Genomic DNA, 11,640 nt, shown 5'->3' on the forward strand with positions numbered 1-11,640 from the left:
AGCCTAGTAGATTAGGCTTAGGGAGACCGCTAAGGGATGCCGAATTGACGAGTTCGGAAAAGAAAAGAAGCCCCTACTAAGCTGTAGGGAGAGTTAACACACTAACATACTTTACTTGGTGACGTTAGGTATTTGTAAGTAACTACAACTCCGGATAACAAAACATCGTTCTAGCCGCTGTTTACACTCAAGTGATACATAGGTACAAAGAAGAGAGTACTAAGAAAGCATTATCTCCTTTTCAATCGTGAGCTCATTTCTCCTGGAGTGGTTAGCACGAATGCTTTAAATTCCCGAGTCATATGTGCTTGGTCTGAAAAGCCTTGCGCGTAGGCAAAATCACTGAGTGAAACTTCAGGGTTTTCCCTTAATGTCGCCACGCTGGAATAAACTCGGCGTAAGCGTTGGAAGTATTTCGGGCTCATGCCTATCCAATTATGGAAATTTCGTTCTATTTGCCTTTGATTGTGCTGGAATTGTTCACCTATTTTCCCGTGTATGGCTTGGTTGATCAGCAATGCGCGCTTCTCCATTACGGCGTCGTTTAGGTCGATATTCTCTGTGCACCACCGGTATAACGTAGCCAATCGACTACTTTGGTTTGTTTTCTCTAACAGCAAAGAATAGAGGCTGGCTAAAAGTGGAGATTGGGATTGAGGGAGCGTGTCACCAGAGTGGGTAAGAAGTGAGGTTGGCATCATGCCCGGATGGAATCGAATACCACATAACTGAGTTCCTTCGGCGAACTCTATGAATTGCGTTGTTTTACTGTATTGCTGAAGATAAATAGGGTGTGATATTTCTGAATCAGATAGCCGCACGTTTCCTTGTAAAACAAACATCACTCCCGAGCCACCGTCGCTATGCAATGGTTTAAGCGTCGTTTGATGTTTTCCTTTCACCATGGCGACCGACCATATCCCTTGAACATGGTCGGCAAGCTTGTGTTTGGGTTTTACAATTTCGAAGTCCATTTCTTATTTTTGCTCGATTATCAGGGTCTGTTGACCTTTCGAGATGATTTTTGCAGCAATTTGTGGGTGATTTATACAAGGCAGAGCTTATTCGGTGTAGTCGCTCTACATCAATGAGCGATAACGCAGTAGAAATAAGCCACAAATGCTGCCCAAAGGGTTCGACTAGGCGTCCCCGCTCTATGCCATTTACTCTCTGTTACAAGGTATTTGCTTAGAGTGACTAGGCTACACACCTTGCGTCGCGATTAAAAGGCATAGAACTCGAACAAAATTTAACCACGAAAGGTTAACAGACCCTAACTAAAATCTAGCTGGATAAACTTCCTATCTCGGGTTTGAATATTTTGGCAATGCGATTCCAGCTATTGATTGCGTTAATAGCGAGCGTTAATGTAACGATACCTTGCTCTCCAAACGTGTTTAACGTAGACGTGTAATCTTGCTCTGATATCACTTTTCCTTCAGTGACAACCTCTGCCCAATGTAAAGCTGCTTTTTCATCTTTACTATAGAGAGGCATGTCTCTCCATGCGCTTAAACCAATTAAACGATGTTCAGACTCACTGCTTTTTAAGGCATCTTTACTGTGCATGTCGATACAAAATGCACATTGGTTAATTTGTGAAACGCGCAATTTCACAAGTTCCAATAGTGAAATGGAAAGGCTACGTTGCTGTTCAAACTGGGCTTGCAGGTAACTCTCCTGCTCCAATAGAATTTGAATACCTTCGGGTGCTGCGTTGAAATAGTCCAATCTAGTCGTCATTTGAGTTTCTCCTTTATTAGATGTGCTTAGCTTAAAGAACGGAGAATTTGATTGATTGAATAAATTCGACATAAAGCCGAAAGCATCCTAAAAAAGGAACGTGAGCATAATCGGCTTGGTCTTTAACGCCAGTGATTCGATGAAGGTTTTTGAGGTATAGAGACAAGAAAAAAAGAGCCTAGGCAAACATGAGCTTGAAATGGGGTAGACAAGCAGTTCGCTTTAGGCTCAAAGTACAACGAGAACAGGTTTTGCGTTATATGGTTAATTTGAAATACCCCAACAAAAACTCCCATCCAAGTGTTAGGTTGTTTTAGAGAGCTTTAGACCTTTCTTAAGGAGCTGGGTTGGCTTGTAATATGGGTTAGTAATGGCTCGGATATGGTCTTAGGATAACGACCTGTGTAGCTTGCATACCTCTTTTCCCATGTTTAATGTGAAAGCTAACTTTTTGACCTTGCATCAAATCATTATTTTCTTCAGTTCTAACAGAATCGGTGCGAACAAAGACATCTTTCTCTCCATTATCTTGGGTAATAAAGCCGAAGCCTTTAGTGTTACTGAACCACTTGACGGAGCCTGTGTATTGGATAGACATGATAGACCTCGAATTAGAAAACGAACGCATTGGTTGTTTTGGCTGATAATTCGAGTCATTGAGTGACCGAAGAGAATAAATCTCACGCAGGGACATAAACGAATTAGAGACAGTTCGTAAATCTTCTGTGAAGAACTTACACTGTAGGTGTCACTAACAACTCAGTTAGGTTAGGAGTTCCTTGTGTACACTACTCCTAGTTTATAAAATAGCGAGCTTTATTTTAAAATTCATTTTTCTCTTGCCTCATTTGATTATCAAAAAACGCTGATTTGTATGCGAATTACTATGGTAATACCTATTAAGTTTGGGGAGTCGTCCCCTTTGTATAAACAACTCACAGATTCATAAATGAAGAATCGATAAATTGATTAGTTGGGCAAGAGATTCTTGTCCAGCTAGGGCGATTGAGAGGTGCAGCTTTAATTGCGGTTTGATTAATTTTTAATCAATCCGAATGATTTATGTTAGGGTGTCATTTCCCCCATCGCTTAGTGGGGACATTTTGCCTAAATTCGAAGTTGGCGTTCGATACATACACTTTGCCCCCTGAGCTCACTATCAGCAAGGTCAAATTATGTGCAGAACTCAATCAAATGTAACTCGTTTAAATCCAAACATACCTCGTAGAAGAGTAAAAAAAACAAGTGCTCGCTACAGTTTTACACCCGAACTCTTTAGCTACCCTCGTGAGACAGCGATCATTTATTGTGAGGGTCATTTTGGGAAAAATAACGGGAAAACGGCAAATGGTCTTGTCCGAATATCCAGTCGATTCGATATACTTTGCGTCATTGACAGTACGCTTACAGGTCAAGACAGTGGATCAGTTCTTGACGGTATAGAAAACGGGATCCCGATAGTTCAGAATTTAGAAAAAGCCGTGATGTTTTCAGATAAAATTCCAGACTACTTCATCTTTGGATTGGCACCATCTAATGGAAAGTTAAGCTTTAACGAACGCAATTTGTTAATCGAAGCAATGAGTTATGGGATGAATATACTTAATGGGCTGCATGAGTTTTTGAGTGATGAACCTCAGTTTGTAAGAGCGAGTAGGCTTTATGAAGTTCACATTGAAGATGTTCGGCGTCCTCGGAATATTTCTGAATTACAGATGCTTACAGGCAGAGTTACCGAAGTACATTGTCCACGAATCCTTGTGATGGGGACAGATTGTGCTGTCGGTAAACGAACGACTGCCAATATTCTTACAACTGCATTGCGAGGTTATGGACTAAATGCGGTTATGGTTGCTACGGGTCAAACAAGTTTAATGCAAGGCTCAGTGTATGGTACTGCGTTAGATTCTGTCCCATCCCAGTTTTGTGCGGGAGAGTTAGAAGCAGTAATCATTGATGCGTATGAAATTGAGCATCCCGATGTTATTGTCATTGAAGGTCAGGGAGCGTTAAGTCATCCTTCGTTTTGTACGAGTGCGTCTATCATACGAGGATCGTGCCCTAACGCGATTATAATGCAGCATGTTCCAAGTCGGGTTTATAGAAGCGGCACGAATCAAGTTGTTATGCCAAATTTGGCTGAAGAAATTACTCTTGTAGAGCTTTTCTCCTCGTCTCCTGTTATCAGTATTACACTCAATAATGAAGGTATTGAAGGCACTCGTATTATTGAAAACATCAAGGATTACACTGTAAAACATGGTTTGCCTGTGACAGATTTGTTTTTTGAATCGGAAGATGAGCTTTTATCTGCGATTATCAGATTCTTCCCTGATCTTAAACGATGAATAGTAAATATCCGACACGCCCGAGATAAACAGCTCCACTATTAGAGAGTCAAACAAAAATGGGTAAAGGGCTTTTATTGATCACTTGCCTAACAGAAAGGTGGGTATGAATGTCTTTAACGCTGGTGATTCGATGAAGCTTTTTGGTGAAGGCTTCATAGCCAGCCAAATTGGGGCTGACGACTTCAAGAAGGTAATCGTAGCCACCCGACACAATATGGGCATTGACCACTTCTTCCATATTCGCCAATTCTTGCTCAAACTTTTCTATCGAGTCAGCTTGGTGGTTGTTTAAGCTAACCTCGACAAAAAAGCTCATCGCAATACCGACTTTTTCACGGCTTAAGTTCGCTTGATAATCTTCAATATAGCCTTCATCTTCTAGCCTTTTTAATCGCCTTGCACAAGGGGAGGGGGAAAGCCCAACGCGTTCAGATAAATCGGCGGTAGATAAGCGGCCTTCTTTTTGAAGTACTGAAAGTATGTGTCGATCGATTCTATCCATTATTCTCTGCCGGTTTCCGTTATTAAATTGGTTTTGTTTGATTTATTCCACTAACAATACCATGTATTGGTACGATATTCGCTGAATAAATGCGAGCAATTTGATGAATAATTCTCCTGTATCTTATTGGTGTTCAGGAATAATTATCATGGAAAAAACGATCTACGCCCAATCTAGCGGGATTAACTCATTGCCAGCCTCCCCAATGGTGAAGGGTTACGTGGTCATTACATTTGTTTTGATGATTTGGACAGGCTTCGCTCTTTCCATTCGCGCCATAGGTTCTTCTCCATTGGCGACGGCAGATGTTGCGTTAATGCGTTTTCTTATTCCTGTCATTCTTTTACTTCCTTTTACTTACCGATATCTCCATGAAATAAGACGAGCGAAAGTGCGAGACGTTTTGTTGATTCTGCTGGGTGGCGTTCCGTTTTTCTTTGTCGCATCGCATGGAGCAAGCTTGGTCCCTGCTGCTTATGTAGGAACTGTTTTGGCGGGCACACCACCGTTTTTCGTCGCGGTTTTAGGTTGGATGTTTTATCGACATACAGCTTTGGCGGGTCGCTTCAACATTAAACGCATTATCGCTTTGTCCATGATTATGATGGGCGTTGTCACGATGATCGTTGGGCAACTTGATATTGTGTCTGGTGCGTTTTTGCAAGGTGTGGTCGTTTTATTGAGTGCGAGTACGATTTGGGCGGTGTACACCATAAGTTTGAAACAATCTGGGTTAAGCCCAATTGCTGTGACGATATTGATCTCGTGGTGCTCACTGGTGATTACGGTGGCACTAATGCTAAGCGGCTTAGTCACAAGTAATTTTGGTTCGTATACCCTCCAAGATGCGCTGCCATTTATTCTGGTACAGGGTTTTTGCGTGGGTCTTTTGTCTACGGTTGGCTATAGCTACGCAGTTAGGCAACTAGGATCGGCGCAGTCGTCAACCATTGGTTCTTTGTCACCAGGGATAACAGCACTTGCGGCTGTACCAGTGTTCGGTGAGGCGTTGACCATTGCGATTATTGGGGGTATTTGCCTTACGGTAGCAGGGGTTGTTCTTTCTAATCGTGCTTAGGTTTGCCATGTTGAGGCATGGACCTTTAAAATTGATTTGGATTCACTGCGCAGTGAGCATTCTTTAGTTCAGAAAGCTTTAATTACTCTAGATATCCCTCAAGTGTTAGATTGCGAATTGAGACTTGAGATTAGGTACTAAAACTCATAATTATCTAATTTAACAATGTGTGAGCCATGTACTTCGCTCACTCCAAGTTCGTTAGCAATGGCTTCTGCGTTGGTATAGTTAACTCCACCTCCGGGAACAATAGTTAGCTTCTCTTTTGTCATCTCGACCAGTTCTTTTAAATAAGCCAAATCGATGGGGTCAGAAATAGGGCCCCCGTGCGAAAGGATATGAGTAATACCTTGCTCATGCAGCCAGTCAATCGCTTCTTGATGTTCTGATCTTGGAATATCATCAAAAGCCATATGGAATACTGTTTTTATCCCTTTAGCCGATTCCAATATTTTTAATATGGCGTCCTTATCTAGAGAGTTATTTTCTTTTAAACAACCAAAGTCTATGGCCGTTGCGCCTAATTCTTTTGCCAATTGGATATCAGTTTGCATTATTTCAATTTCTTGAGGCGAATAAACAAAATTCCCTTTTCTTGGTCTTATACAAATAACAACGGGAATTTTATATTTATTCGCATACTCAATCGAGGCTTTCATTACGCCCTTACTGACGGTCGTACCTTGTTCTAAATAATTGTCCTTTAAGCTAATTCTATTTGCGCCATTTTTTATGGCGTCAGGAATAGAGGTGAAATTCTCTACACAGATTTCTTTTATCATGACTTATCCTATTTTAATAAAAATGTGAGGTTTAACTTATTGTTGAAAAAGACGAACTATTTCAGCGATAGCCTGTTTATCGGTGACAGGGATTTGATAGTCATCAATATTATCTGCCCCCATTTTGCTGTATTGCGAGGTGTACACCATTTTCGTTGGACGAGTCGTTTTGCCTGAAAGGTGCAGCTCTTGCACTTTGGTTTTGTCTACAAGTGCTCTTGCATTACCTGCGTTTACCCCAGCTCCTGCCATGATTGAGATACGTGTTCCTGCTTGTTGAACGAGATTCGCTAGAGTGATCGTGCCCAGCGGTGCGGCAGCGGCGAGCCCAGACGTTAAAACGCGTTCACAGCCTAGGTCAATAACGTCTTCTAACCCTTTTTCTGCACTATTGCACTGATCAAATGCGCGATGAAAGGTAACGCCAAGCTTCAGTTTATGAGCGTAATCACAAAGCTTTCTCGCATGTTGCGTATGAATATGCCCTGTAGATGTTAACGCGCCAAGCACCACACCTTGCAAGCCTGCTTGTTTAGCACACTTAATATCGAACATCATAATGTCTATTTCTTCTTCGCTATAAAAGAAGTCCCCTTGTCGAGGGCGAATAATGGCATAGACAGGTACGGTGGATATTTTTCCTGCTTGCTGCATAAATCCATAACTGGGTGTTAATCCCCCAAGCGCTAATGCCGAACAAAGTTCAATTCGAGTGGCACCACCCGCAATGGCACTATAAAGAGATTCTATATTTCCGATGGATGCTTCTATTTCCATATTAATATTCCTCTGTCTACAACGATATTTTCTGGTTTAATATGTATGACCGTTATGAGTTTTTATTTACATCGATTTCAGTCGAGAGCCAAAATGCCGATACACATAATCGTTGTCGAAACCATCCACATTCTGACTTGAGAATATAAGTGGGGTGACACCTTGTTTAAGCGCTTCTTTTTGTGCTTCCACCACAAGCGTATTCATAATGAGCATCCCAGATATACTAGAAAAAGCACCAGTCACTTTGCCATTTATATTGCAAAGCCCATCACCAGAAGGTACTTGGTTATCAATTACGATGTCTGCGATGTCCATTAATTTCAATCCAGAACTATGGCGGCTTTCGTATTTAGATGATTGTTCTACCGAGGTTATCGCGATAACAGGGTGACCTTTACTTTTTGCCAGTTGAGCAAATTCAACTGGCAGAGCGTTTCGCCCTGAGTTGGAGATAACCATGACCACATCGTTGGGGGAGATGTTTTGGTCGTTCCAAATGACCTCCGCCAGCCCCGGCAGTTTCTCCATGGCGGAGCCACGAAGTGCGCCATCGTTTGTGAGTAACACAGAATCCAAAATGGCGTTGATGTTGCCAAGGCCGCCCGCACGAATGAATCCTTCCAAACCAATCATATGAGAATGACCTGTTCCTAAGACTTGTATCATGTTGTCTTTCACAATGGCTTGAGCAAACAACGCCGTCGCTTGAGACAGCGCCTCTTGGTTTGATTCGATAACGGAAGTCAATTTGGGCAGTAAGCAATGAAAATATTCGGACATAATGTGTCGCCTCCTTAACTGTGCTGACTTAACTACCGTATCACCGCAAAATGGCGTAATTGATACTAAGCTATCGACTATTGATACTTTTCTTGATTAATATCGATTGTGCGTGTTATCACTGCACAGTCACGACATGTGCAAATTCACGACCATAGTAAGTAAACAGGGAGACGATTTTTGATGAAAGCAACGATGCAAAAAGTCCCTCAACGCGTCGGTTGGTCTTGGCGCTATAAGATGTTTGAAGAGGTGACGAAGCCAGAATATTGGCATGCACATCAGGAGTTTGAACTCGTTTTACACAGAAACTTTCAGGGGAAATCGAGAGTTGGGCACTTTGAAGGCGAGATAGAGCACAACGAACTGTTGTTGATTGGTCCGGGTATTGCGCACAGCTTTGAATCGATAAACTCTAATGAACAAAACCCGTGTGAAACTCACGTTATCTGGTTTCGAGAAGAATGGATTGCCAAACTGATGTACAGCTGCGTCGAACTTAGGCAGTTAGGACCAGTGATTAAGAGTGCCAGTAAGGGGGTTCGGTTTTCCATCGACACCGCTGAAAAGGTTTTTCAGCATCTCGATAATTTTAATCACCTGACCCCTATCGGGCAGCTTGCCGTATTGATGCAGGTTCTGGGTGAGTTGTGCGCAGATCAATCCCATACCACTTTGCTTTCGTATTTGTCAGAAGGGGAAAAGGAAAAAACGAACGCCAACTACAGTAAAATTGAGCAAGTGTGCAAATACATCGACAATCATTACGCATCAGATATTACGCTTAAAAACCTTGCGGACTACATGTACGTAAGTGAAAACACCATTCACCGTTGGTTTATTCAACACTTTAATGAAAGTTACACCTCATACTTGATGAAACTCAGGTTAAATCACGCCTCCCAATTACTCACCACCACGTCGCAGCCAGTAAGCTTAATTGCAGAAAATGTGGGTTATACCAACCGCTCTAACTTCAACCGACTGTTTAAGAAATACAAAGGGATGTCGCCAACTCAATATCGGCAGAGGTTTAGGTAAGGCGGTATGAGATGGTTAATGGGGCTTATTATAAGAAAAGAGCTGCGATTGCGGCTCTTCTATGTATTGGATAGATCCACTTCCCGATCAGTGACACAGATGCAAAGACGAGTTGGTTGTTCACCCATTTCTCGGCTGGAAGGAATAGGCAATTAGACCATTGAGCAGATTTACTATAAAACTAACGCAGCTTCATTACCTTGGGTTTCATGTTCTTTTTTATACCTGCGATGAGCGTCACGCATCTCTCCTCCCACTCTTGCGATATATAGCCCTTATCTCCGTACAAACTGCCCATAGGCTATCTGCCATATCTGAAACGGGTTCTCTGTCATCCACATTGGCAGTCGTTACCTTGACTTAAATGATACCGACTTGGTCATTGATATTGAGATGAAGCTTAACCTCGTAGAACCAGCCCATTGTTTCCTTCCTTCTCTTGGCAACGCCCACAAAGACTTGATGTCTGAGGATACTCAGGCTGTGACAGAGTTGCAGTTTGGTTGAATCAGCAAAAGTGATGCCCGTAGGCTTAGCCTGACGATGGGAAAGATAGGAGAAAAGAGGCACGAGAATGCTTTTGCACGAGCTAGAACATTCTGGTTTAGCTGACCAATTTTAGGGAACCCACGGGTGAGAAAGCGATAGGCAAACCCTGTGTATTAAGTCTTGAAATCCCAGAAGCCGGATTGATGAAACGAGATAACTAACATCATCACTTCACTAATAGAAAGACGGGAGGGTTTGTTTCTTTGTTTATCTCCAGAGGATATGAGGAGCTTTTGCCATGCAGGGAGGAAAGTCTGATAAAAGTCGTCGACATCCACGAAAACAGTGTCTAAATTATTCATGCCTAGGTCCTTATGCGAAGGTCAGGTTATCTTAATAAGCTAAATCCTTAGCTAAAGTTATTAAAATGCCATTTTATGTTTCTAATACTTATATACCCAAGTGACCTCAAGATGCAGGATTCAGAGCCTCATATTCTGTTTCAGTTCAAGCCTCTTTATTTCAAAAAATCAGGAACGCAGCGGAATGATGAATCCTTTCCAAGTTCTTTGACGATGAAATGGGACAGAATATGGGCTCCCAAGGGCGAGTTTAACGGGTTTTCATACTGCGTTACCGATTCTTAATTTAGAACCACTAGGTCATCAAATCGGTGTCTTGTCTGAAAGCCAGTTAATTCTCGCTGAACCGAACATCTTGAGGTCACTTGATGAGATGGTCTCCTCCCATTCTACATCGGCGTCACAATGCGCCATGATAGAGATGAAATAACTATCCAGATAAACAGGAGAAGACCATGAATCAGTGTAAAACGCTTGGTATTGATTTAGCAAAAAATTATTTCTATCTCTTTATGTTTAACGAGCTGGGTCAACCGATGATGAAGAAAAGACTGAGCCGTTCCCAGCTTCTCCGTTATCTCGCTCAATTAGAGAGATGCGTTGTAGCAATGGAAGCCTGTGCCTCTTCGCATTACTGGGGACGGGAGATAAGTCAGTTAGGGCATCAAGTCGAACTTCTGCCACCTCAGCATGTGAAAGGCTATCTGCGAGGGCAAAAAAATGACTACAACGATGCACAAGCCATTGGCGAGGCGAGTATTCATGGTGCCATTCGTCATGTCCCAGTCAAAACGCTCGAACAACAAGACGAACAAGTGTTTTTGCAGATGCGCCGGCACTTAAATACAGAGCGAACCCGACTGCTCAATCATGTGAGAGGCTTGGTAGCCGAGTATGGCATTGTGTTACCAAAAGGGTGCCATGTTTTGCGAGGAGCCTTACCGAAGATAATGGATGATGACACCAATGGACTAACCAGTGATTTTCGACAATTACTGCGCCGTCAATATTCTCGCTTAGTTCATCTAGATGAAGAGTTATCATGGTATGACCAAGAGCTGTCTCGGCGTGCGAAAGGCGATGAGACCAGTCAACGACTTATGACACTTCCAGGTTTTGGTCCTGTTGTGAGTCAAAGTGTCAAAGCGTGGATGGGCGATGGTCAACAGTTCAAACGTGGGCGTGATGCTTCGGCGGCTCTAGGTTTAGTCCCAAGGCAGTTCAGTACAGGAGGTCGGGAAGTATTGTTGGGGATCAGTAAGCGTGGTGACAGGCACCTTCGCTCTCTGGTGATTCATGGTGCGCGCTCCGTGGTAAGTCGGGCGAAAAATAAGGCGGACAGATTAAGTCTTTGGATAAATCGCTTAGTGACTCAACGAGGTTTTAATAAAGCGACGGTCGCGTTGGCAAACAAATTAATGCGAATGGCGTGGGTGCTCGTGTCTAGGGGAGAGACGTATCAGCCTAGCTGTTCACAGGCATAAGTAAAGGCATTCTCAACCCTAGGTTGCGAAGACAATAGTAAGGATGAAAACAGGTCAGACCGGCATACTGAAATTCTGGTTATACCCATGGCTCACGAAGCCGCTCACTTGATAAGAACAGTATGCGCGAAGTCTCATCGAGGCCAGAAGCGAGAGAGCTTCAGAAACAGGCCGGATATATGAAAGCAACCTGTCCCTTCAGCCAAGCTGTCGTCTTGCAAACTGGGAGGAGACCATATATGGGTATA

General features: G+C 42.8%; 12 protein-coding genes. 4 read left to right on the plus strand and 8 right to left on the minus strand.

Annotation, left to right across the window (positions count from 1 at the left end; genetic code table 11):
- Positions 1-230: 230 nt before the first annotated feature.
- The 3 genes from CW749_RS18475 to CW749_RS18490 all read right to left on the minus strand — a co-directional run bounded on the left by CW749_RS18475 (position 231) and on the right by CW749_RS18490 (position 2,341).
- Positions 231-974 (minus strand): helix-turn-helix domain-containing protein, encoded by a 744-nt coding sequence (locus CW749_RS18475; protein ID WP_101113749.1) that lies wholly within the window; start codon positions 972-974, stop codon positions 231-233.
- A gap of 310 nt (positions 975-1,284) precedes the next feature.
- Positions 1,285-1,743 carry a carboxymuconolactone decarboxylase family protein gene (locus CW749_RS18485; RefSeq protein ID WP_101113750.1) on the minus strand — a complete coding sequence of 153 codons (459 nt, stop codon included), beginning with the start codon at positions 1,741-1,743 and terminating at the stop codon, positions 1,285-1,287.
- A gap of 364 nt (positions 1,744-2,107) precedes the next feature.
- Positions 2,108-2,341: a cold-shock protein gene (locus CW749_RS18490; RefSeq protein ID WP_101113751.1), complete on the minus strand. Its 234-nt coding sequence runs from the start codon at positions 2,339-2,341 to the stop codon at positions 2,108-2,110.
- Positions 2,342-2,918: 577 nt separating this feature from the next.
- On the opposite strand from CW749_RS18490, the gene CW749_RS18495 reads away from it, so the two are divergent.
- Positions 2,919-4,091, plus strand: a complete 1,173-nt coding sequence (locus CW749_RS18495; RefSeq protein WP_101113752.1) for a DUF1611 domain-containing protein — start codon at positions 2,919-2,921, stop codon at positions 4,089-4,091.
- 49 nt (positions 4,092-4,140) lie between these two features.
- Here CW749_RS18495 and CW749_RS18500 read toward each other — a convergent pair whose 3' ends face one another.
- A complete protein-coding gene (locus CW749_RS18500; RefSeq protein ID WP_101113753.1) occupies positions 4,141-4,596 on the minus strand; it encodes an Lrp/AsnC family transcriptional regulator in 456 nt (151 codons plus the stop codon).
- A gap of 148 nt (positions 4,597-4,744) precedes the next feature.
- On the opposite strand from CW749_RS18500, the gene CW749_RS18505 reads away from it, so the two are divergent.
- On the plus strand, positions 4,745-5,674 hold the full coding sequence (locus tag CW749_RS18505) for a DMT family transporter (protein ID WP_101113754.1): 930 nt from the start codon (positions 4,745-4,747) through the stop codon (positions 5,672-5,674).
- A 137-nt stretch (positions 5,675-5,811) separates the two neighbouring features.
- Here the strand turns inward: CW749_RS18505 and CW749_RS18510 are convergent, their stop codons facing one another.
- Genes CW749_RS18510 through CW749_RS18520 form a run of 3 tightly spaced genes read right to left on the minus strand, consistent with a single transcriptional unit; the run spans position 5,812 to position 8,016 of the window.
- Positions 5,812-6,456 (minus strand): copper homeostasis protein CutC, encoded by a 645-nt coding sequence (locus tag CW749_RS18510; RefSeq protein WP_101113755.1) that lies wholly within the window; start codon positions 6,454-6,456, stop codon positions 5,812-5,814.
- Between the two features lie 36 nt (positions 6,457-6,492).
- Complete coding sequence (locus CW749_RS18515) at positions 6,493-7,239, minus strand: copper homeostasis protein CutC (protein ID WP_101113756.1); 747 nt, start codon at positions 7,237-7,239, stop codon at positions 6,493-6,495.
- Between the two features lie 60 nt (positions 7,240-7,299).
- Entirely contained in the window at positions 7,300-8,016 is a 717-nt protein-coding gene (locus CW749_RS18520; protein ID WP_101113757.1) for an SIS domain-containing protein, read from the minus strand.
- 183 nt (positions 8,017-8,199) lie between these two features.
- Between CW749_RS18520 and CW749_RS18525 the strand changes: the two genes are divergently transcribed.
- Positions 8,200-9,057, plus strand: a complete 858-nt coding sequence (locus CW749_RS18525; RefSeq protein WP_101113758.1) for an AraC family transcriptional regulator — start codon at positions 8,200-8,202, stop codon at positions 9,055-9,057.
- Between the two features lie 662 nt (positions 9,058-9,719).
- Here CW749_RS18525 and CW749_RS28340 read toward each other — a convergent pair.
- Positions 9,720-9,908, minus strand: a complete 189-nt coding sequence (locus tag CW749_RS28340; protein ID WP_201797016.1) for a hypothetical protein — start codon at positions 9,906-9,908, stop codon at positions 9,720-9,722.
- A gap of 455 nt (positions 9,909-10,363) precedes the next feature.
- Here CW749_RS28340 and CW749_RS18535 point away from each other — a divergent pair, with 455 nt between their 5' ends.
- Entirely contained in the window at positions 10,364-11,392 is a 1,029-nt protein-coding gene (locus CW749_RS18535; protein WP_101113759.1) for an IS110 family transposase, read from the plus strand.
- Positions 11,393-11,640 lie beyond the last annotated feature (248 nt).

Origin of the sequence: Vibrio sp. vnigr-6D03, from assembly GCF_002835515.1 — a bacterium.
Taxonomy (GTDB): domain Bacteria; phylum Pseudomonadota; class Gammaproteobacteria; order Enterobacterales; family Vibrionaceae; genus Vibrio; species Vibrio penaeicida.